Genomic DNA, 22,675 nt, shown 5'->3' with positions numbered 1-22,675 from the left:
ATGGCTACTCTGCTCTAGCTTTTCTCTTGAATCAGCTTCCAGACAGGAGCTGTTAACGACAATTTGTCATGCCGAACGTAATGGGATGCAAGCCCACGGATCGGATCACCTGCATAAAATTTTTCATACAACAGATGTCTTGCACCGAGCGGACTACCGATGAGATCCCAGGCCAGTTTGAACAATTCCACTTTTTTCTCGGCACTCACCGCAGCCCCTTCAAAGTACAAATGCATAAGTTCGGAAATCGGACCGTAGAAGTCCTCAATTCCGGAAGGGGTCTGAACAAAGCCCCCTGCACCAACTTGTTGAAGTATCTCGACAGCCCGTGGATAATATTTGGTCCCCAAATTTCGCGCCGTCTCCACATACGTCAGATCAGGAACGAGCACACCTGCCGCATCAGGCACAGCTTTCGCCTCCGCTGCAATAATCAGTGCCTTGATCACGTCAATCTGTGTCAGCAGCTCCCCCAGTTTCTCTTGAATATGCAGAAATCCGGTGACGCCAATGGACTCGGCTACTGCAAACGCCACCCCTGTGACAAATTCCAGCTTGGCTACAAAGCGCACAACATTTTGGTGGAAGGCCAGTCCATTGGCTGTGCGGTTCCCGCGAAGTTTCAGGACTTTGTCCGAATCTCCATAGAGAAGCACCCTTTCCCACGGAATCAGGACATCATCGAAAAAAAGGACGGCATCCATCTCATCGTATCGTGCACTGAGTGGATGGTTACGTTCTCTGGCATCAGCAAACGACTCCCTGCACACAATATGCAGTCCTGGTGAATTCGCGGGTACGATCAAGACATGAGCATGTTTCTGATGCCGGGTCTGAAATTGCAGGAACGAAAAGATGAGAAAATCATGCGTATACGGTGCACCTGTCGCAATCATCTTGGCTCCCCTGACCACAATGCCTTCGGAAGTTTCCTTCACCACATGGAGAAATCGCTCTGCGATCCGCTGATCATCCAGCCCGCTGGAACGATCAATCTGGGGATCAATAATGGCTGTCGTCAGAAAGAGGTCGCGGTCTCTGGCCTCGTGGTAATAGGTACTGATTTTGTCTACGAATCGCGGGTCCAGTTCGGATAATTCATGCCGGGCAGCATACCACCCGGTGACTAGGGAACGGGCATAGTCAGATAACCGGCTCATCATGCCGCTGGTACTGGAAGACCAAACTGCAAAGGACTGACTGCGCTTGTTCAGCTCGGCTGCTGTGTACGGAACGAGAAATGAGCTGTGTGCATATCGCTCCTGTCCATCGGGAGCATAGCCTACTTGCTCCCGTTGAAGAGGATCATCCAGCATGTTAAATAGCTGCCTTATGGTAGACAGTGTGCCTTTAAAAGCCGCATGCTCGGAAATATTCCTGACCTGCTGCCCTTCGAGCCAGACACGTCGCCCATCCTCCAGACTGGATATGAAAGTGTCTCCCCTCAAAATGTCACCTCTTAATCAAATTTTATTTTTCCGATTGATTTGCTATGTTTTATTGTTTATCATAGCTAATATCCATTGGAGCGCAACAATCAATCATCCGAGTTTTGACGGTTACCAAACATAAATCCTGGATCTGTTGGGAAACGTCAAAATAAACTACAATTTGGCTTTATCTGGAGGTGACTGAATTGTAAGCTCATTCCCATGGATGCTTTAAATACGGATCTAGACGATGTTGCTTAACCAACACTCCATCCCATTTTGTTGTATTTGAGGTGATATAAGTGAATGAATCCCGAAGTATGGACCGAAGAATTCACAGAACTCGTGTCATGATCTCCGAAGCCTTTTTGACCATTATGGCCAAGCAAAAATACTCAGACATCAGTGTGGTAGACATCGCAGAACAAGCCAACATCAACCGTTCAACGTTCTATGCCCACTTTATAGACAAGGAAGATTTGCTGGATACCATTGTAAATGAGAAATTCCAGTTGCTGGACGATGTGCTCAACAAACGTTGTGTTGACATGGACGTGGTTCCCTCCTTTGCCGAGCCTGACCCGATCTTTGCGGTCTTGTTTGAACACATCTTTGAGCATGATGAGTTCTACCGGGTCATGCTGCTGATCAATCCTGTTGGCAATTTCAGTACAAGGTTGAATGAGATGATTAAAGCCCATTTTTTTCAACGGATAACTCGAATCGGACTAAATCAAAAGGTTCAGGTACCGCTTGACATTTTACTGGATCATCTCAGCTTCTCCACCAGCGGAATCATTCATAAATGGCTTGAAAACAACAAAATTTACTCTCCCCATCATATGGCTTTGCAGCTTACCCGTCTTGCCCGACTAGGTGTGTACACGGCCATGGGCGCTCAGGCTTAGGAGACACGTTCCCCATTCCTGACCCTGCCTGACTACAAACAAAAAATGGACTTCTTTTGGACATGGGAAAAACCCCCATCATGAGTAAACGTAGTGTTTTTTCTACTGTCTACTATAATGAGAGTGTATCAGAGATTCAGAGATTGGACTTTTTCCTCCTTGCGTTATATCGCGTAAACGTACGTGCATATTCCTGTTACATCTTCGTTCTTTTTAAAGCAGATCCATGACCCGATATATCAAAACAGCTCCATCTGATTTACCTGTGCATCAATCCGCTCCAGCGTCTCAGGGGCTTGGTCCCGGAAATAGGCATGCTGAACCCGCTTGGTTGGTTCAATAATTTGTTTGGAGGCATCCATCGTGCTTCGAAGACGGCAGCTGTATACAATGGGAAAATAGTCCTGCAAAAACTTTCCCTCTGCATGTGCGGTCAAGGCAATAATCTGAAATCCCAGCTGCTCGGCAATAAAGAATACAGGACTGAGCACATGATCGCTGGACGCCTTGCCAAATGGGTTGTCCAGAATGACTGTGCGGTGCAGCTTCATGTTAGCCTTGATATATTGACGACGCTCAGCAACGTAGTTCAATAGCCCGAGGAATAACGTCATATTTTTACTCCACTTTTCTCCGCCTGACCACCGGTTGGATTGTTCCCATGAGTATGACGCTTTCGTGATCTGATGGTCATTTGTCACTTTGCGGCAGCTGACCTTCATCGCCTCACCCTTCAATACAACCTGAAGCAGCTGTCTTGAATCGAGCCATTTTTCCAATCTTTTGCGTACATCACCATCCTGTGAATGCACGGACTCCGCGTTAAATGGACTACTCTCCAACTGAGAAAGAATCCATTCCATATAGCTGCGGATGCGATCCTTGCCATCCTGCTCCTCCCATTCCGGGATGGAAAAGCTGAAAATCTCCCTCCACCCATCAGCAGACTTGATCCGAGTTTTCTTGGGCAATTCCTTCAATTCCTGTACAATTCGCTTCATATGGGTGTGAATCCGCTGAATAAACTCTTGCAGATCACGGTCATAGGTCTGGATCGTTTCTTCCATGATGTGAATCGCCTTCTGGATTCTCGTCTCCATCGTCTCTCTGAATTCAGTAACCTCACTATACAACAGCTTCAGTTCAATCCCCTGGATGGCCATTTGCCGCAGCTTTACATCCTTGATCCGGGAAATACAAAAATTTTTAAAACTGTCCTTGCCTTTGTGAACGATGCCTTGCTCTCGCTCCATCCTTTGCAAGCAGGATTGAAGCCCCGTAACAGCACGTTCACTAAGCTCCAATCGAGCATAGGTAAAGTCCAGCACACGACGCTCTTCCAAATGAGCAGAAGGTATACGTTCATCATGAAGTCGGTGCACAAGGGTATGCTTATCCCATAGCTGCAGCACACGATCCAATTCATGAATCTGACGTTCCACGGCGTCCCTTCGCTGCTGCCATTCCTTCTTCTCCTGCTTCAGCTTCTCATTTTCCTGTTGCAGACGCGACTGAACTGTCTTCAAGTCATTGTCAAACCGGACGGGTTGCTTCTCGGGAAATTGTATGCTGAATTGCTGCCTTAAAATCGTTATACGCCCTTCAATATTTTGTATCTCGTGCTTCATCTTTTGCAGTTGTTCTATAAGATGTACAGATTCATCGCGATATCGTTCGATTTGCAGCCAGGCAGCCTGCTTATGTTTCTCCAGTTCAACAGGCAGAGATAACGCCGTATCCAATTCCAGATCCGAATGCTCACGGAGCAAATCAAGCATGCCCTTTTGCGCCAAGGACCGCTTTTCTCGCTCATGGCTCTGCTCCATTTCCAAATGATTGCGTTCCTTCATGATACCGGAGCGCTGCAGCTCCAACACGCTATACTCTTCCTTCAGCTCTGTCATTGAGCGGCTTGAATCAGCATAAGCGAATTCCTGCGCTTTCCGGTATAAATGATCATTGCGCAACAATTGCAGCCGCGTATTGGCATCATGGTATGCATGCTGCACAGCCGTCTGTTCCTCGTGGATTCGGGTCAATCCATATTTTTTCGTCCTAAGCTGTTTTTGCAGGCTGTACAGCTGCTGCCTGATTGGCTCAAGCTCCTTCTCCAGCTTGTTTCTATCCACACCAAGAATGATATAACTGTGCCCCTCCTTCAGCCAAACTCCCAGCTGATGAATCACATCCTGCATTTCACTAAGCTCTGTACGGTATTTGTCTATTGACTCTTCCAAGTGCCTGGATCGCTGTTCACACTGCTGGAGTTCTTGTGAATAACGAATCAATTGTTGGCGGCTCGCATGAAGCTGCTGCTCCAGAGCCTGGGATTCTGAGAGCGGGTACTTACGTAGAAACTGCTTGAAATGCTGCTCAACATGCTGCCATTTCATCAGTTCCTCTTCCCTGTTCTCCCGTTCCTGTCTTGTTTGCTCAGCCCGTTCCAACAGACTTGTCTTCCACTGCTGGAAGGCGGCCTCCTCTTCATTGTCCTGCCAATGAGTAGGAACAACCCACTGCTCTTCGGAGCGTTGCCCCCCACTTCCTTGCATCAATGCCGCCGCTTCACCCGTGCTGAGCACACGAATCGGATAAGCAAATTCATCTTTTGCAGCCACAAGCTTCTGCATAAGCTGCAGCTTCTCCCCTTGAGTTGTCACCAGGGTTACCGACCACAGACGATCCCCCACCTGTTCCCAAATCCCATCTCCAACGTTCAGCCCACGCACATATTCCGTGCCCGTTTGCAGCAAGCTTAGCTGTCTGCTCCAGGCCTTCACAAATCGTTCAATGACAGGATCTGCGAAAAATACGTCCTGCTCGTTGTAATCATCTACATAACGGTACGCAAGTCTTTCTTTGTGAAGCGAAACCGTCTTCTGTTCCTGACGCTTTCGTATCCCTTCTTGAAGCCGCTCCGTGATCGAGGCTTCCTTATCGTATACAGAGTTCAGCATTTCCCAATTCGGACGCAGTACACCCAGTTCACGAACAACAGCATTATGTTCCTCATTCCGCTGCTCCTGTTGCTGCTCAAGTCTGGCTTTCTCGCGCTCCGTCTCGCGGAGTCTCCCTTCCAGTACCTGACGTTTATCCCGAATGATTCCCTGTTCTTCAGTGATCTGCTTGATCTGCTGTATATGCTCGATCCGCTTGGTCTCCAGTTGCTGCTGACGTGCAGACCAGATTGGTATTTGCTCTTCCACCTTCTCCAGTGAAGGGTTGGCCAGGATCGCGCGAGCAATTTTTTGCTGTTGTTCTTTTTTTTCATCCAATTGGGTCTGCTTCTCAAGCAGCTTCAGCTCCCATTTCCGGGTTTCAGCACTAAGCCGCTCCATGGTCTTCTTTGTTTCCTCCTCTTCACTCTGCAGACTGTTGAGCATAGAATCGTGCTCCTTCAAAAACGCAGATATGTCCTCGTCCTCCCGGGCAAAAGCTGTCCGTAGTTCTCCTCCAGTATGTTCCCACCTTTCTTGAAGCTGCTGCTCGTCCTCACTTTGTTCCAGCCTTGCAAGCTGCTGCTCCACCTGTTGCAGACGCGCCTCCGCCCTTTCCTGGCTCACGCGATGTTCTGCATATTTCAGTGAATAAAAAGTTCTCGCAGCCTGCTGGAGCCGCTTGTTCAGCATATCCGTCTCTTCCTGAAGCTGAGCCAAACTGCTCACCAGTTCAAACTGCTCCTGTTCGGCTTCCGCAAGATCAAAAGATTTTAGCTGCATCTGCAGCTCCTCCTGCTGTATCGTCCAAAGCTGCAAACGCTCGGCAAGCCCGGTTTGCTCTTTATGCTTCTCCTCTCGCTGCTGCCATGCCAAGCTCTGATACGCCTTTGCCTCTGCGCGGGCTTCATCATATTCTTCCTCAGCCTGATGCAGCCCCTCATATAACCGCACATACTGGCTTAACTCCTGTAAAATCAGCTTATTTTCCTCGATTTGTTCTTTTAATTCCTTGTAGCGCTTGAAGCCTTCACGATGTGAATTGAAAATGTCTACGTAGCTGCCCTGCTCGAAACCTTCCATCGCTTCTTCAACCGTTGGAATCAGTAATCTGTCAAACAGCTGAGAGGTCGATTTGCAATCATCGAAAAAGTTCTCAATCCCGCCCTCCGTGCTATTAATTTTGGCAACAGCCTCCCACTCTGAGGCAATGATATGGAAATTCTCCTCAAGATAGGCTTTATACTCCTTGAGCGTGCCAAAGGTTTGAGCCGTCAGCGGAAATCGCTGTGCCATCGAGGAATAATACTCCTGCATTTCCCCTTTGTCCGCTGGCCTGGTCTTACCCATGTACTCCCTGACGAACGGAACATGCTCCAGCCCGTGCGCATCATGCTCACCGTATTCGTAGGCGTAACGATAAGAGTCAACCCCGTTCGCGTTGAGGAACAGGCTGACGCACGTAATCGCATATCTGCGGCGCGGCTTGTCATTCAGAATCCACTCGATGGCGACATGAGCCGGGCCATTTTCCAGAAGAAGCGTATCCTTGAGCTTGCGCCCTGCCAGTTCCGTATGCGGCAGCATCGCTTGCAGTGCTGTCTGAATAAACACCGTTTTGCCGCCGCCATTCTCCAGCAGAATAGCACCATTATGACCGTCAAACCAAAATATCTCATCATTATATCTTTTGTTTCCACCTTCATAGAGCACATGAGTAAACCTGATTTTAGCGATCGACGGCATGCCCCTCATCCTCCCCCTCAGCTTTTTTCCGTTCATCCAGATTGTAAAGAAAATTCAAAATCCCCCGATTATATTCCAGTTCCATGAAATACCGCTGCACAATCATCTTGGTTTTTTCAGTCAAGGCCAGTTCGCCTGCACCAACCTCTTCAGCCAGCTGCTGCTCCAGCAGAAAACGCTTTACCGTATCAAGAAAGCTGAGACGACTGATCGTATTTCCCGTTTGGCGTTTAACCGTTTCTTTAATATCATCCATCGTATCCCATTTTTCAATGACAGCGGACCAATGATAAGAAAACTCAACCTCGTAGCTTTTAAGCTGCTCCTCTTCAAACTCCTTGAGCAATTCAATTCTTTCCTGCATCAGCACAGACCACTCATCCAGAGGTATAAAGTTCCTCGTAGGCTCCAAACTTTGATAACTGTCATAGAAAGCCCCGATAAATACAATGATGGCCATGTACATTAGATACAGGTCTGCATTAACCGCAGAGGAACGCAGGTAGGTTTTCTTCATGTAATCATTGCTCATATGAAACGGCGACAAACGAACGAGCGGAATCAGAAATAACTCATCACTCGTTACAATCACAGCGCAATCAACCTCTGCGGCAAACTGATCGACAAGTCCCCGGACTTCATCATCCGCTATATAATCCTGCAAACGCTCCTTATCTACGGACCCATTCAGTGCCAACTGTGAATACAGTCGGAACGCCTGCATTACCGTTTCATTCTTGTAGCTATAGTTCACCTTGCTCGTCCCCCCATTTCAGCTTCATATTCTGGATTTGGTAGCGTGTCCCCGTCTCAACTATACCTGAGCACTCACAAACAACCAGCACTCTATGGCCAAGTAAACCAAAGACGTCCTCCAACCCGGTATTGTTATCTTGCTTTTGCTCCATCGACAACACCCGAACAGGACTTCGCTGATGCAAAATCAACCAAAAATCATAAAAACTGCGCCGATCCAGCCAATGTCCTCGTCCATACTCACCCATCCGTGCGATAAACTGCTGCAGTTCGATTTCCGTTTTTTCATGGAGCTCCTGAATAAGCAAGTTCATAATTTCCATAAAAAAGGCTCCTCGACGCAATGCGAACTGGAGATCGCTTTCTTCATCGGCAGCCTCAAGGAAGCTATCTTCCCGCGGCGTCTGCTCCCCCATACCACCGATCATGTTTTGTTCCGCAAACAGTGTCAACAGCGACCAGCTTCGCATCCGCCCCAGCTTCATAAAAGGGGCTATCACCCCTTTCATCGACTCCAGCGGCAACGGCAGCCCAAACACCAGCCCTGCAACATCCTGTTCAAAATTGAAAGAGTTCAGTCCCGTATAATACAGTGACTCCTTCGCGGAATACAGAGCGTGATTCTTGAGATTCATGCACTGCTGCAGCAAGCCTGAGTGCTCGGCATGAACTCGTTCCAACTGATTGGATATGCGCAAAATCAGCTCATAAGCGCGCTCCTGCTTCTCCAGGTTTGTATCTGCATAAAGACGTGTCAGTGTTTCTTTTACAAATTGTCTCAGCTCATCAAACTCTTCATTTTCCCGTTGCAAACGCGCATAGATGTCCTCCAGAAGCCTGCTGTACCGCTTCAATGTCTCTTCTGATACGATACTGCGCTTGATTTCATGCTCAAGTTTTACCATCCGCTCCTGCAAAGACTCAACGTCTACCCGCATTTCATTAATTTGTCGCAACGCTCCCTGAAACTCACCTTTTTCAAGCTGCTTGCGCAGGACTAGCTGGTGAATGGAAAGCTGGAATTCCGAATAGAACTCCTTTGTAGCAAACACCAGTTCCAACCCATCCTCATCCAGCGCATAAAATTGGGTGTTACTTTTTGAATCAAAAGCATTCGCTCTCAAAATAGACGTGTATATTGTCTGCCGCTCCCCGGATTCCCAATTAAAAAACGAGAATTCGCGCTTCTTACCTGAAGCCGGACGAAAAACCTGAATAATATCACGCGCCAAATACTCCCATTGCGAAATGTCTACCTTTAGCAGCCCTTCCGAAACACGCATTAAATATTGAGCCAAGTCCTTCACGCCCACCTTCGTGTTCCTCATCAGCTTATGTTCAAAGAAAAATAACAAGGTTAGTAAACCAAGCTCCATCATCTCAATGGGCTGTCCATTTTCATCAGACTGTTTCTTTCGTTGCAACTCAAATAAAGGATCAAACAAAGCCACCTTCGACATACGTTCCTGAAAGTCAGACAACGTGTCATCTATTTCGAATCGATCCATTGCTTCCATGCTTCACTCCTCCATATGTATTGCAATTGTTGCGATGATAACGTTTCCTGCGGATAATATCCTCCTGCTTGAAGGCAGTATTTGATCTGAGCCTGCTTTTGCGGGTTAAAAAATGAGACAAATGCCTCTATGGCCTGATCCACTCTTCGCTGATTGTTTTTTCCCAGTACATAGGGTTGCTCCAGGCAAGCTTCATAGAAGGGAAGTGCCGGAATCATCACCTGTTGCTTGTTTGCTTCATACCAGATGCGGATTCCCTCATAATCAAGATCACCAAAATAAAAAAAGCGATGCTCACGATGGGGGACAGGATATTGCAGCCGGAACATGTCAAGATTGCCAGTAATTTTGTTGCCGCAGCCGTAAATCAATGTGTTGAATACACTGGATGGTAACAGAGGAAGCAACGCCTGAAATGTCGTTTTATTTTCCACAACCAGATGTATGCATCGCAAAGGTAGAGCTTCCGTTAACATAGAGGGATTGACTGCCAGCATTAATGGATCGGATACCGGATGAATGCAGAGCAAGTCCCACAGACCAAGTCGCTTTAACAGTGCAGCTCCACCAAGATCTGTAATCCACTTTTCATTTCCTGTAAGCTGATAACTCCGTTCTGGCGCTGGAACTGTCGATAACGGCAAACCCTCAGTTTTGAGAAATTGATCGATACGATCAATCCACGGTCGATCTGCCTCAAATTGCTGCTCCGGCAAGCCAAAATAACTATCCAGTTGAATCGCCGAATGAATATTCAATCGATACTGTTGCAGTTGACGATTATGCTGCTTCATAATAACCGGTCTATTTACACGATAACGGTAGGAGAGTGACGGCTGTTTTATGGTGCGACCTGCAGATTTCACCGATTTCATCACTTCTTCCTTCTCCAGTTCAACGACCACCTCAGCAAATCTGTGAGCATCGGCTTTCATGCTGACAAACAGCATTTCCAATTCTTCAAGAGTGATTGTCGCTTTTTTCATACGGCTAAGATGCTCTTTTATCGCTTGCTTGATATTCATGGGAAAAGCTCCTGACGTGATGAGTCTGTAATAATCCTTTAAGTATAACAAACCTTTGTCTCCATGCCAGAGTTCAAACCTTATTGTAACAAACCGGAACCATTGTCTAGTCGATTACAAAGCATGCAAATACGAAAAAGGACCGCCCTCCTTCATCACGAAAGGCCGCCCTTCTATTTATTTTGTACTTCTGCAATTCACATCTATTTTTGCTTATAGAACTCATGGTACAGCTTCATCAGTGCGCGTTTCTCAATCCGGGAAACATAACTGCGTGAAATGCCAAGCTCCTTGGCAATCTCGCGCTGCGTGCGCTCTTCTCCGCCAGCCTCTAGGCCAAAGCGGCCAATGACCACTTCTTTCTCCCGATCATCCAAAATGTCGAGATTGCGATAAATTTTACTTTTTTCAATCTTTAATTGTACACGATCTACCACATCATCCGCTTCGGTGCCGAGGATATCAATGAGTGTGATTTCATTTCCTTCTTTATCCGTCCCAATAGGGTCATGCAGGGATACGTCTTTGCGTGTCTTTTTCAGGGAACGCAGATGCATCAGGATTTCGTTTTCAATACATCTCGCCGCAAATGTAGCCAGCTTTGTGCCTTTTCCTTGCTGAAAACTTTCAATGGCTTTAATCAAACCAATCGTTCCAATGGAAATCAGGTCCTCCTGATCTTCGCCAGTATTATCAAACTTCTTGACGATATGCGCCACAAGGCGCAGATTGTGTTCAATGAGCAAATTACGCGAGTGGGCGTTGCCTTCAGCCATGAGGCGCAGATGTTTGGCTTCGTCATCCTCAGCGAGCGGCTGAGGAAACGCATTGTTTTTGACATATGAAACGAGTAACGTTAATTCTTTGATGAACAGGGCTATTGCGGTAAACAATCCGGGCACAGATGACACCTCCTGCAGTTTTACAACGATCTGGCCTGAGCACATAAGGGAACAGGGTCGATTTATTGTATGTGGGCAGAGGCCTAGAAGTGCACGTACCATTAAATCCGCACCAAAATTAACACGTTACACGCTCACCGTTACAACTGAACCAACTCTCTCCAGTAGCAAAAACTCTTTCTCCACACTTTCAATAAAATATGTTCTCTCCCCAAACAAAATCACATCATGCTGCACCAGCGGAACTTCGCTTTTAAAATAAATAACGTTATCCGTTTCCCGAAATGCACCTTTATAATAAAACATAGTAATCGGCTCCTCCTCTTTCACGAAACTACCTATGTACGTCTCATCCAATACTATACTATTTACCCTTCCGATCTGAATCTGTTACACCCAAAAAATACATAAAGCCTCAGGCCATGTACAAGACATGCCTGAGGCTTACGCTCATCCGAACGCTCCCCTTAACGCTACACTCTTATTAAAGAATCGTGTGGACGGAACGTTCAGATGATTACTTTTGGATGGAAGCTGGTGTACTATTTAAAAATGCGTTGCGAGAACTGATAAAGGCCACTGTTCCAAACTTTTGGCTCATGTCCGCCTACATCTTGATACCAAATGTGTGGAACGTTCATGCTGCTGAGACCATTTTTAAAGTTCTGGCTCACCCACAGCAGGCCATCACTTCCTCCGCAGGAAATCCAGAGCAATTTCAGTTTGCTGGCTGCCTGTCCAGGATTCGTGATCAATTGGTTCACAGGCTTCGTATTCGGAGCTGCCGAGAAGGCACCTACATAAGCGAACGTATCCAGATTCTTCAATCCAAAGTTGAGAGATTGTCCGCCACCCATGGACAGACCGGCAAGTGCACGATTGTTCTTATCCTTATACACGGGATAGTTTCTCTCAATGTGAGGGATGAGATCCTTGAGCAAATCTTGCTCGAACCGTTCAAACGCGGCGACCTTATCCGGTGCATAAATATCACCTACCGGGCGGTCATCCTTCATCGCACGGCCATTCGGCATAACGACGATCATCTGGGACAGTTTTCCTTCCGAATACAGGTTGTCCAGAATGTTCTTCGGTTTCATCGCGTTAGCCCACTCGTGCTCGTCCCCGCCAATACCATGCAGAAGGTATAGCACGCTATACTTTTTATTAGGTGAATATCCAGGCGGCGTGTACACCATCGCTTTCCGTGCATTGCCAACCGTCGTAGAATTATAGGTAATGAGGTTCATATTCCCGTGCGGAATGTTATTCCGATAGCTATCATACCCCGCTGGTGCCGGTACAACCGGCGTAGAATTCAGAGTATTGTTCACCTCATTGTTGGAAGCATTGGTGGATTCATATGCAGTGTTCTGAGCAGAAATTTCGCTAGATTCCGTGGCAGACGCCATCGTTGGAGCAAGCATAGCAACAACCATAGAAAGACTTAAAAGGATAGAACTACGTTTCTTCATTCACTTTTCTCCTCTCAATTGGGTTAATCACAAGCAATACCTCTGTCATGAAAGCCCTTACAAATAAATCCACCACCTCCCTTCCGTCATAAATCCTGAGGTTAGATTACGTTGAACATTGTAGAATTGACTTGACTTACGTTTCGGATAATTACTTATATAGTATATTTAAACTTATTTATCCATTTTTTGCAACTATATTCGACATATTGTATCTACACGTAATCTATCTTTATATCAAGTAAAGAATTCAGCTTCTCATTTCGAACAAAACTACTCTATGAAAAATGTAAAATACTGTTGTTAAATTGAATATTTTACCTTATTATAATCTCAAACAAGGAGGTGTCTATACCAAATTACAATATTTTCTCGTTTTTTCTGCTCTACAGGCATTTATTTCACCAAGTCAGGCGGCATGATTGATCGTTCTGCAAATCAACTATTTCTTGGGAGGGAAATGATTGTGAACAAACTTCGCTCATCTATTCAAAAAACATGGGCCTCATTTTTGGTTTTCACGTTATTGCTGCCTTTACTTGTCGGTCTTTGGCCTACCAATGCCTATTCTGCTTCTAACAACGAGGGAAAACTATACATAACAGCCGACAATGAATTTTCACTTTTTGTAAACGGCAAACAAGCAGGTAAAGGGGATGATTGGACCAAAGCCTATACGTTCCCTGTCCCCATCCAACCGGGTACAAATGTTATTGCGGTTCAAGCCAAGGACTGGGGTTCGTATGCCGGACTGCTGGCAGATCTCAGTTATGAAGATGAAAATCTGGTTACTGACTTCAACTGGAAAGTATCTGACCGATACGTTGAGGGCTGGGAACAACCAAGATTCGATGATACATCCTGGGCACGCGCCTCAGACTTTGGACGTTATGGAATTGACCCTTGGAAACAAATCCAAGGTATGCCGGAAGAAACCAGTGCACGTTGGATCTGGGCAGGTAAAACAAATGTGGATGCCCCCATTGCGGAAGCTTATTTCCGCATTACATTTACCATTTCGGAAGACGGCCTGGGTGTCAGTAATCCAATTACATCCTCAGGCCAGTTTGAACAGGTAGATTATCAATTAAAGCCAACGCAACCTATGCCATCTTCCATCGTAAAAAAACTTCCTCTAGTCAATTCTGTCTTCGAAACAGTGGAAGATAAGGGCTCTATTGAGCTGACTTCCCGAGAAGTTGCTCAACTTGGCGGCCAGCTTTCTCCGGGTCAGATTTTCCTGGATGAGTCCTCTGCCCGGGCAATCAAAGTCGCGAGCACCAGCAAAAGTAGAGATGGATTACTGGTAGATTACACCACGCCTGGTGTAGATGAACTGTTTGATTATTATGATATTCCTGAGCAGGAAGTCTCTTTGGAAGAGCGAAATATTGTCATGCCTGACCTGGACATGGTGCTGGAAAGCAATGAGCGGCTTGGTGCTTTATCTGTGTCCGATGAGCAGATCAATGTAGACCAAGAGATCAAACATTTCAACATCGACAACACAATTCAACAAGATACAAACCTCTCGAATCCAGATATTCTTGCCGATGATGCCTTCTCAGCTATCGATCCTATAGAAGTCGGTGACATTACATCCGAGCAGAGCGATGAAACTTCGATTCATGAGAATAACGAAACCTTAAATAATCAGGGAGACGAAGCTTCAATCCATCAAAACGACGAAACTTCGATCCTTGAGGGGGAAGAAGCTACCACAGACTTGAATCAAGCAAATTCCGCAGACATCACTGATGCAAACGCCATCGATATGAATGAGCTTATTCGCACCGCTGGAGCAGGTGATTTTGCAACTTGCAAAAAGTCAGGCAACGAGTTTGTCTGCGACTTCAAAAAAGTGCTGGTGAATCAACAAAATTCAAACGGCAACAAAGTTTACGTTGAAGCAGGCGGCAAACTTACATTGATCGCACCCAAAGTAACGGGAAAATACGGTTTCTGGGGAAAATATGATCTGAAGTTCACTGCAGGCGAGAAAGCGAACGTCTACATTAAAGGCGATGCCAAATTCAAAAAAGAAGTTAAAGTGCCGATTATGGGCTTCAATATCGGTGCAGGCAGTCTGGGCTCCGTATCCGTTGGGGTATTCCTTGTCATCGGTATCGATGGCAATGTCACATTTGAATTCCAAGTGGATCAGGGGTATACCGTCACTCTAGGTGTAAAAGGTAAAACACGGGCCTATATTCCTGTACAAATCAAGCCTTATAGCAATGTGAGCCGTTATCTTACCGTCACACATAAAATTGAAGGACAAGTCACGGCTTGGGCAGGAGCCAAAGCTGAAGTGAGTTTGAAAATTGCAGGCAAGAAAATATTAGAGGTCAGTGTGTTCGCAGGCATTGAGGCCACAGGAAAGTGGACAAGTAGCAACAGTGTGCCAAGCACCATGTCCCTTACCATTGATGCGCTCGTGAAAGGGGAAGGCGCTGTATTTAATAAATCTTTCAAACTCTTTGAGCTACGCTGGAATCTCGTAAGATTGGTGAAAAACCCTACCAATCCGGGAACCGGGCAGAACCTTGCGAGAAATGCCACCATAACCGCATCCTCCACCTATCCGGGGTACTCAACAGCCCGAATCAATGACGGCGACCGTAACACGGCACTTGGGGAAAGTTATAGTTGGGCAAATAATCGTAATTCATCATTACCGCAATATGTCACTCTTGATCTGCCTGCATCCAGTTCCATTCAGCGGATCGATCTATATACAACCACAGGTTATGTCCTTGCCAACTACGACCTGCAATACTGGAATGGTTCAAGCTGGGTAAACCTCGTTCAAGTCACAGGCAACCAGGAGACGACTCGATCACATACTTTTGCAGCAGTAAACACCTCTAAGGTACGTGTCGTCGCTAACAGGGGACCTTCACATCAGTCAACCTATGTTCGAATTAACGAGCTTGAAATCTATTAAAATACAGTAGAAAAAACCTCAGTTTTCTTGTTTATAACAAGAGGCTGAGGTTTTCTTCATTATCATTAGTCTATAATTTGTAATTTAATGCACCGATACGGGATGAATACCATCTGCACCTTCCGGTGAAGATTCCTTATCCTGCTTAAACAAGCTGAGTAACAATCCAAGCAAGCCAAGGGCTGCAATTACTGCGGCATAGATTGGCACTGATATCAGTCCTGTATGTGTAATGGCAAATCCGCCGAGATAAGCCCCGGCCGCATTCCCCAGATTAAACGCAGAGTGACTGGATGTCGTCGCCAGCAGCGGAGCTTCACGCGTCATATTCATAATGCGGAGCTGGAGTCCCGGCATAATGCCAAAGGCTGCGACACCCCAGAAGAAGATCGTGATTACCGCCAACACCGGATTGTGCAGTGTCAGCGTTAATGCAGCGAGTAGCACAGCAAGAATACCGAAGTTCACAATCAGTGAAGGCATAAGCTTCCAGTCCGCCAGACGACCACCAACCATATTCCCCAGTGTGACACCGAAGCCAAAGAGCACCAGAATCCAGGTTACGCTCTTCTCCGCAAAGCCACTAATATCAACCAGCATCGGCGTAATGTAGGTGAAAACTGCAAACAAACTTCCGCAACCCATTGCTCCGATAAGCAGCACAAGCAATACCTGTGGGCGGATCAGATTGCGGAACTGTTGTCCCAGGTTAGCTGGTGTACCTTGCAGAATAACCGGGATGAAACGAATAATTCCGAGCAGTGAAACGATACCCAGAATCGTAATCGCGCCAAAAGAAGATCGCCAGCCAAGCTGCTGACCGATAAACGTACCAAAGGGTACACCAATAATATTGGCGATGGTTAGTCCGGCAAGTACGACCGACACCGCGCCAGCCCGTCGATCTGGTGTGACAAGCTTGGTAGCCATAATTGAACCTACACCGAGGAACGTACCATGTGCAAATGCCGTCAGAATACGTGCCGAGATGAGCAGCCCATACGTAGGCGCGATGACAGACAGGGCATTACCTACTATGAAAATGCACATCAGCAGCACCAGCAGTTTTTTCTGCGGAATCTTATGTGTGAATACCGTTAGAATGGGTGCACCCACGGCTACGCCTAGTGCATACCCGGTAATTAATTGTCCCGCCTGCGGAATGCTTACGTTTAGGTCCATTGCCACATTAGGCAGCAAACCCATAATGATAAATTCAGTCATGCCAATAGCAAATGCCCCAATCGTCAAACATAACAGCGATAAGGGGAATGGTTTTCTTTTACCAGATGCCGGTGCCTGTGATGTACTCGCGGATTCATTCCGTTCATCTGTTGAATCGTTTCGTGAATGTTCTGTCCTGCTCATGATGTGTTCTCTGCTCCTATCCTTCATATGTCTATATTTTTATCTAAGGCGTGTCTTGAAACTTACTGAAGCGCATCTTTTAACACTTTTTCGCCCCCTGCTACGTCAAGTTCCCTTAACGTGCCCCGGTACCCCTGCGTGAAATTCCCTTGCTTTTTCTTATTGAACTCCCTAATTCTCTCTCATGGTATCTCCTGCCGCTTTTAACCATAATGCCTCATTTAATTGATCAAACGTATCTCTCATCGCCAGCTTATCCTGCCAATGTGAGGGAATCGCACTACGTCCGTAATACGCACCTGCAATCTGTCCATAGATCGCGCCGGTTGTATCCGCATCATCTCCCAGATTAACCGCGAGCAGTGCACCCTCCGCGAAGCTGGATGACTTGTTAAACGCCCAAAGCGCGGCTTCCAGAGAACGTACCACATATCCACTTCCTTGAATCTCCGGCGGTTCTTTGCGTTGATATGATCCCATAACCACATCTTCAATAGCAGGTGAAAAAGATGCCCTACTCTCCGCACGCCAGCGCTTCATCGTCTTTGGAGATAACATCGCGGCCTTGTCCATTCCATAAATTCCTGCCACAAGAAGAGCCGCCAGCACTTCACAAGCCTCTACACTTTCCGTTGCGGCATGTGTTGTCCGTGAACTCAGCCCTGCGTAATAAACGGCCTCCTCCGGTTGAGATGCGTAAGCCATGGCAACTGGAGCCAGTCTCATGATGGAGCCATTGCCTGCTGTCATCGGGTCAGTTGATCCACTGTAAGGCTCCCCAGTTCGAGCAAATCGTTCCAGTGCACTTCGCGTTGCTCCGCCAATATCAAAGCAGTTCCCTGTACTGCTCATATATCCTACTTTGTACCAGTTCGTATACCTGCGCATCTGATCACCCGGATCAAAGTCTGGCTGACGTACCAGACTCTCCGCCAGACAAAGGGCCATGGATGTATCGTCTGTCCACTCTCCCGCTTTTAATCCAAACACTCCGCCGCCGACCATGTCCGTAACAGGTTCAAATGTGCCCGGACTGCTGAATTCAACCGTTGTTCCCAGTGCATCACCCACTGCAAGCCCGACCAAACAGCCCTCAAAACGATCTCTTTGCAGCATGTTCTCTTCCTCCTTCACGTCACTCATCCAACAGGCAACTCCTAGCCTTATTGTACTTCCTCAATTAAATTTACGAACCCTATTCTCTCCTACCAGCTTTACAAGCTTATTCTTTTATTTTCCCACATGCGCTGATCTGACGTAAAGCAAATTAAACAAAGTATGCTGATTCATTTCTTCCATTATAAACGTGTCGAAAGCTGTTGAATGGTCAAATAAGATCCTTTTTTCAACAATTTTTATTATTTTTTTCGTATTGAAAAAACAGTTCATCCAGTACACCGCTTACATGCAAAGGGCTTAACGGTTTGCGAGAATTCTCACTTTCTGAAAACAAGTCATATATGTGAAAATTTTCAATGTTAACAATCATCACACTCTTGACCCTATTCTTCGTCCTGTGTTACGGTTTTATTAGATTCAACGCATATTTTTTCCCAGATTAATATCCTCATTCCGTTTTCGCGTCAACTAATGTACCGCAGGTTAGTAAATGTATGGGGATTAATTTGCAGAAAACTTTCAAAATTCAAATGTTTCATTTTCAACCCAACAACAAATTCTGAAAACAGGAGGAACAGATTTATGATTAAGGCACTGATTTTTGACTTCGATGGAACGATTATTGACACAGAGACAGCGTGGTTTATTGCATTTCGGGACGCGTACAAAGAACACGGTGTTGATCTGACACTTGACATGTACTCCGGGTGCATCGGCACCAGTCTCAAAACCTTTAATCCATACGAGTACCTGATCACAGATTTGAATCTTCCGATTGATCGGGATGAGTTCAGGGAATCGGTTCAATTGCAGCACGCTGCACTAATGAACAAAGAAAAAATTCGACCAGGTATTCAGGAATACTTGGAGCAAGCGCGTGCAGCCGGTATCAAACTTGCTGTAGCTTCCAGCTCCAAACGTGACTGGGTAGAGCAGCACCTGGAGCAACTGAAATTAAAAGACTATTTCGAAGTGATCCGTACAGCAGATGATGTTGCCAATGTGAAGCCCGATCCGGAACTATACAATCAAGCACTTGAAGCCCTTGGGGTGACTGCAGACGAAGCCGTAGCCATTGAGGATTCACCTAACGGCGCGCGTGCAGCTGCTGCAGCTGGTATGCATTGCGTAGTCATCTCGAATACCATCACTGGAACGTTGGAATTCGACATGCCTCACCAGCGGCTATCCTGCCTGACCGACCTCCAATTTAACGATTTGATCTCGAAGCCACTCGTCACTACCGCCTAAGGTCTGAACGAAATTCGTCATCCAATCTTAAAGGGGGAGTTCTCACATGAAAGCTGTACATTTTGGTGCGGGCAATATAGGTCGCGGGTTTATCGGTCATATGTTGTCCGCTTCAGACTATGATGTCTGCTTTGTCGCACGTAACCCAAAGAAAATATCGATGCTTCAAAAGAGGCAGGAGTACCCGATTACCCTCGCCAATAACGAACAGGATACAACCATTGTTAACAATGTAACCGCGATTAACATAAACGAGCAGCACCTTGTCGCAGAAGAGATTGCATCCGCTGATCTCATCACTACGGCGGTAGGTGTATCTGCTCTTGGGGATATCGCCGAACCGATTGCAAAAGGCATCTATCTGCGTATGAGAGCCAATAATTATAATCCTCTGCACATTATCGCATGTGAAAATGCGATTGGCGGCAGCACCCGGCTGAAAAAGCGCATTTATCCTTTTCTGGATGAGTCCACCCGGGCCAAAGCCGAACGTTATGTTTCATTCCCCAATGCAGCCGTAGACCGGATTGTTCCGGCTCAAAACCACGAAGACCCGCTGCAGGTCACCGTTGAACCTTTTTATGAATGGGTCGTTCATCGCCCAGCACTACTGGATGGTTTTAAAGAAATCGAAGGCGTACACTACGTTGATTCACTGGAACCATATATTGAGCGCAAAATGTTTACGGTCAACACAGGTCACTGTGTCGCCGCGTACTTCGGTTATCTCGCAGGCTTCCAGACGATTCGGCAGGTTATGAGCAACGCGGCTCTTCGCACCAAGGTACGTCACGTCATGGAAGAAACAGGTGCCATGCTGATCCGTAAACACGGTTTTAATGCCGAAAAACATCAGAAATACATCGATACCATCTTAGGACGGTTCGCTAACCCAAATCTCACCGATCAGGTTACCCGGGTTGCACGTTCCCCGCTTCGCAAGCTTTCGCTTCATGACCGGCTTGTTCGCCCGGCGATGCAGGCCAGTGAATTCGGAATGGCTATTCCACATTTAACCTCTGCGATGGCGGCTGCGATGCTATTTGATGACCAACGCGATGAGGAAGCCATGAAGCTGCAACGTTTGCTTCGTGAAGATGGCCCTTCTGCTTTCATCCGCGAACGCATGGGCATCCCCGAAGGCCACCCCGTTCATCAGCAAGTGATTACCCGTTATCGCGAACTTCAAGGGCACAAGGTACCGAGCGTACTCACCTGAATTTACCGTTCAAGCTGTGAATCGACCATCTTAACAGACTAGTAATATCACGACCATGGCGAAGACGCCGGAAGGAACCTGTGCACATTCTGATCCTTCCGGCTCTTTCCTGTTTCTTTTCCTAATATTTTGGAAGCTTTATCTCTACGTCGCCCTTGGTCTCCTCAAAACAAAAACAGCGGATTCCCTCTTGTCAGGGAACACGCTGCTTACAGAAACCACTCTATTCATTCATGATGGAGTTCACCGATGCATACACCATAGGCAGGAAACCTTCGGAAGGTTCACCAACTGGCGCATCAATGTGGAAAATAAAACCATTGCCGTCCAGTTCTTTGACGATGAAATATTGCGTTTTCTTTCCATTCTGAGACATCATAAACAGTCTTGCATCTTTCATTGGCCCCTTGCTGAGCTGCTCGGACGTTAATTCTTTGGCTTCTCCCACCTCGGACAATTCTTCCTTCGCGTCCATCTTCAAATAATCCAGATTAAAGTCCGAAGGAAGCTTTTCGATCTCTACCTTGTACTCAGGATCAATCTTCATCGTTAACTCATGGTCTTCTGCATCAAAAGCCATCGGCTCAAAGATATACAACGAATACCCTTTAGCCTGCGCCAGAGTTACTGGCCGCTTCTCCGTAATTCCTTCCACCGTCACTTCCAGCTCTGACGATTGTGGACGTTCGGATGTAACGATGTCTCCCGGTCCATTACCCGTTTGATCGCCATCTGCAGATCCAATTTTAGTAATCCCGGTGAGTATCAGTTGTTTGGTTGATGCATCCACCGTTTCTTCTACATATTTGAAACGAACCGAATCCTCATCATCGATATCGTCCAGTAATTTCTGCATATCCTCGCCCACCTGGAAGGACATTGCTTTGTCTTTCACACGAATCTCAACTGTGTGCGGATCCGCCCACCCCGTCAAAATGCCCTCTTCTTCGATGACATCCCTTTCCTCAGGCTTCTGTTCCGGCGCTGGTGACGTTTCCTTCGTATTGTTCACAGATGGTTGAAGTGTAGGCGCGCTACTCCCGCAAGCCACAAGCGAGAATCCCATGAGCAGAACCAATACGGTGGTGCTGACCCTTGCCCTATTCCCATTTCGCATATGAACACCTCCGTTAGCTTATACGCAATGCTGCTTGTCCATGTTGCTACATCAATTGAACCAACGATGCTTCACACGAATACTCCAAGTGGCAGAGGAATTGTTGAATCGCTGTGATTCCCGGATTTCCTCTGTCCTCTTCGTTTTTGTGTAAAGACTATTCGTTCTATCTATATAGCTTCCTTATAATATTACTTACACGGGAGTCAGGCACCTCAATCACGTAAAAACGGTATTCCTCGGTCGGCTCCTAAGCTTAGCCTTGCTGATCCAGCTTGACCAGTTGCGCGTGTGCAGCGTTGAACGCTTGCGTCTGCAGGTTAAATTGTTTCCGTACATTCACGAGCTTTGCATATTCTTCATTGCGTGTGCGGATAGCGCGTTTTATTTTGACCAGGTTCGGCTTGGCGCTTTCTCTCATAAGTCCATACAGTTCAGCCTCAGCATCCAGACTGTGCCCATAAGAGACAACAAAGAGTTCAAATGTTTTGGCTCTTGCCTCATACTGATCTAGCACTTTCCCTGCGTGAACAAGGGTTTCTTCCTTCTCAATCGTAAGTTCCTTTAATGAGTGGCGCAGCGCTTCTGTTTTCTCTCCCGTGTTTTGCATCACCTTGCCCGTATGTTCAAGCAACGCCCGTCGTTCCTGAATATGAGCATCAGCTTGATCCAGTAGTGCTTCAATATCACTATTTTTTTTCTTCCCTTTACTTAAAATCGACTTGTATAAATCCATATCCTCTTCTTCATAACGTGTTAAAGCCTTCAAACTTTGGTCGATCTCCTGACCGCCCTGCACCAAATGATTAATCTGGTTAGCCGCAGGCTCCTGCGGTTCTCCACACCCGCTGAGTAGAAGCACCAGTCCTATGCTGCATGCTGCAAAAATAATTTTTTTACGAATAATCCCCATGCGTTCTCCCTTTCTTGCCATAACCATCAAAGGTTCAATCATTATG

The 22,675-nt window shown here is 46.6% G+C and carries 16 protein-coding genes; 4 read left to right on the top strand and 12 right to left on the bottom strand.

What is annotated here, in order from left to right; all coding sequences use genetic code 11:
• Window positions 1-14: 14 nt before the first annotated feature.
• Window positions 15-1,448, bottom strand: a complete 1,434-nt coding sequence (locus AB4Z30_RS25520) for a 4-hydroxyphenylacetate 3-hydroxylase family protein (RefSeq protein WP_441930241.1) — start codon at window positions 1,446-1,448, stop codon at window positions 15-17.
• Window positions 1,449-1,732: 284 nt separating this feature from the next.
• Between AB4Z30_RS25520 and AB4Z30_RS25515 the strand changes: the two genes are divergently transcribed.
• Complete coding sequence (locus AB4Z30_RS25515) at window positions 1,733-2,338, top strand: TetR/AcrR family transcriptional regulator (RefSeq protein WP_441930240.1); 606 nt, start codon at window positions 1,733-1,735, stop codon at window positions 2,336-2,338.
• Between the two features lie 239 nt (window positions 2,339-2,577).
• Here the strand turns inward: AB4Z30_RS25515 and AB4Z30_RS25510 are convergent, their stop codons facing one another.
• The 7 genes from AB4Z30_RS25510 to AB4Z30_RS25480 all read right to left on the bottom strand — a co-directional run bounded on the left by AB4Z30_RS25510 (window position 2,578) and on the right by AB4Z30_RS25480 (window position 12,695).
• Complete coding sequence (locus AB4Z30_RS25510) at window positions 2,578-7,020, bottom strand: chromosome segregation ATPase (protein ID WP_441930239.1); 4,443 nt, start codon at window positions 7,018-7,020, stop codon at window positions 2,578-2,580.
• Window positions 7,004-7,774: a DUF6063 family protein gene (locus AB4Z30_RS25505; RefSeq protein WP_441930237.1), complete on the bottom strand. Its 771-nt coding sequence runs from the start codon at window positions 7,772-7,774 to the stop codon at window positions 7,004-7,006. Before AB4Z30_RS25505 ends, AB4Z30_RS25510 begins: the two co-directional genes overlap by 17 nt.
• A complete protein-coding gene (locus AB4Z30_RS25500; RefSeq protein ID WP_441930236.1) occupies window positions 7,764-9,293 on the bottom strand; it encodes a replicative DNA helicase in 1,530 nt (509 codons plus the stop codon). The genes AB4Z30_RS25505 and AB4Z30_RS25500 overlap by 11 nt, the downstream gene beginning before the upstream one ends.
• The gene (locus AB4Z30_RS25495) at window positions 9,266-10,318 is read right to left on the bottom strand and encodes a Wadjet anti-phage system protein JetD domain-containing protein (protein WP_441930235.1); all 1,053 of its coding nucleotides are present in this window, start codon (window positions 10,316-10,318) and stop codon (window positions 9,266-9,268) included. The genes AB4Z30_RS25500 and AB4Z30_RS25495 overlap by 28 nt, the downstream gene beginning before the upstream one ends.
• 203 nt (window positions 10,319-10,521) lie before the next feature.
• A complete protein-coding gene (sigK, locus tag AB4Z30_RS25490; RefSeq protein WP_090915017.1) occupies window positions 10,522-11,220 on the bottom strand; it encodes an RNA polymerase sporulation sigma factor SigK in 699 nt (232 codons plus the stop codon).
• A gap of 126 nt (window positions 11,221-11,346) precedes the next feature.
• Window positions 11,347-11,526, bottom strand: a complete 180-nt coding sequence (locus AB4Z30_RS25485) for a hypothetical protein (protein WP_123062654.1) — start codon at window positions 11,524-11,526, stop codon at window positions 11,347-11,349.
• 236 nt (window positions 11,527-11,762) lie between these two features.
• Complete coding sequence (locus tag AB4Z30_RS25480) at window positions 11,763-12,695, bottom strand: alpha/beta hydrolase (RefSeq protein ID WP_441930234.1); 933 nt, start codon at window positions 12,693-12,695, stop codon at window positions 11,763-11,765.
• 466 nt (window positions 12,696-13,161) lie between these two features.
• Between AB4Z30_RS25480 and AB4Z30_RS25475 the strand changes: the two genes are divergently transcribed.
• Entirely contained in the window at window positions 13,162-15,642 is a 2,481-nt protein-coding gene (locus AB4Z30_RS25475; protein WP_441930233.1) for a galactose-binding domain-containing protein, read from the top strand.
• Between the two features lie 84 nt (window positions 15,643-15,726).
• Here AB4Z30_RS25475 and AB4Z30_RS25470 read toward each other — a convergent pair whose 3' ends face one another.
• Window positions 15,727-17,010 (bottom strand): MFS transporter, encoded by a 1,284-nt coding sequence (locus AB4Z30_RS25470; RefSeq protein ID WP_441930232.1) that lies wholly within the window; start codon window positions 17,008-17,010, stop codon window positions 15,727-15,729.
• Window positions 17,011-17,181: 171 nt separating this feature from the next.
• On the bottom strand, window positions 17,182-18,153 hold the full coding sequence (locus tag AB4Z30_RS25465) for an ADP-ribosylglycohydrolase family protein (RefSeq protein WP_441930231.1): 972 nt from the start codon (window positions 18,151-18,153) through the stop codon (window positions 17,182-17,184).
• A 558-nt stretch (window positions 18,154-18,711) separates the two neighbouring features.
• Here AB4Z30_RS25465 and AB4Z30_RS25460 point away from each other — a divergent pair.
• Together AB4Z30_RS25460 and AB4Z30_RS25455 are read left to right on the top strand one after the other, a co-directional pair.
• A complete protein-coding gene (locus AB4Z30_RS25460) occupies window positions 18,712-19,380 on the top strand; it encodes an HAD family hydrolase (protein ID WP_441930230.1) in 669 nt (222 codons plus the stop codon).
• Window positions 19,381-19,426: 46 nt separating this feature from the next.
• On the top strand, window positions 19,427-20,599 hold the full coding sequence (locus AB4Z30_RS25455) for a mannitol-1-phosphate 5-dehydrogenase (protein ID WP_441930229.1): 1,173 nt from the start codon (window positions 19,427-19,429) through the stop codon (window positions 20,597-20,599).
• Window positions 20,600-20,822: 223 nt separating this feature from the next.
• On the opposite strand, the gene AB4Z30_RS25450 is transcribed toward AB4Z30_RS25455, so the two are convergent.
• Both AB4Z30_RS25450 and AB4Z30_RS25445 read right to left on the bottom strand, forming a co-directional pair.
• Entirely contained in the window at window positions 20,823-21,716 is an 894-nt protein-coding gene (locus tag AB4Z30_RS25450; RefSeq protein WP_441930228.1) for a hypothetical protein, read from the bottom strand.
• A gap of 256 nt (window positions 21,717-21,972) precedes the next feature.
• On the bottom strand, window positions 21,973-22,671 hold the full coding sequence (locus AB4Z30_RS25445; protein ID WP_441930227.1) for a YkyA family protein: 699 nt from the start codon (window positions 22,669-22,671) through the stop codon (window positions 21,973-21,975).
• Between the last annotated feature and the right edge of the window lie 4 nt (window positions 22,672-22,675).

It is taken from the genome of Paenibacillus sp. 2TAF8, from assembly GCF_052114825.1.
Lineage (GTDB): Bacteria > Bacillota > Bacilli > Paenibacillales > Paenibacillaceae > Paenibacillus.
This window is presented reverse-complemented; position numbering and strand designations above follow the sequence as displayed.

Excerpts from the sequence above, each read along its gene's own strand:
- AB4Z30_RS25510 (WP_441930239.1), bottom strand. The coding sequence starts at position 7,020 with ATGCCGTCGATCGCTAAAATCAGGTTTACTCATGTGCTCTATGAAGGT.
- AB4Z30_RS25500 (WP_441930236.1), bottom strand. The coding sequence starts at position 9,293 with ATGGAAGCAATGGATCGATTCGAAATAGATGACACGTTGTCTGACTTT.
- AB4Z30_RS25495 (WP_441930235.1), bottom strand. The coding sequence starts at position 10,318 with ATGAATATCAAGCAAGCGATAAAAGAGCATCTTAGCCGTATGAAAAAA.
- AB4Z30_RS25485 (WP_123062654.1), bottom strand. The coding sequence starts at position 11,526 with ATGTTTTATTATAAAGGTGCATTTCGGGAAACGGATAACGTTATTTAT.
- AB4Z30_RS25480 (WP_441930234.1), bottom strand. The coding sequence starts at position 12,695 with ATGAAGAAACGTAGTTCTATCCTTTTAAGTCTTTCTATGGTTGTTGCT.
- AB4Z30_RS25470 (WP_441930232.1), bottom strand. The coding sequence starts at position 17,010 with ATGAGCAGGACAGAACATTCACGAAACGATTCAACAGATGAACGGAAT.
- AB4Z30_RS25465 (WP_441930231.1), bottom strand. The coding sequence starts at position 18,153 with ATGAGTGACGTGAAGGAGGAAGAGAACATGCTGCAAAGAGATCGTTTT.
- AB4Z30_RS25460 (WP_441930230.1), top strand. The coding sequence starts at position 18,712 with ATGATTAAGGCACTGATTTTTGACTTCGATGGAACGATTATTGACACA.
- AB4Z30_RS25455 (WP_441930229.1), top strand. The coding sequence starts at position 19,427 with ATGAAAGCTGTACATTTTGGTGCGGGCAATATAGGTCGCGGGTTTATC.
- AB4Z30_RS25450 (WP_441930228.1), bottom strand. The coding sequence starts at position 21,716 with ATGCGAAATGGGAATAGGGCAAGGGTCAGCACCACCGTATTGGTTCTG.
- AB4Z30_RS25445 (WP_441930227.1), bottom strand. The coding sequence starts at position 22,671 with ATGATTGAACCTTTGATGGTTATGGCAAGAAAGGGAGAACGCATGGGG.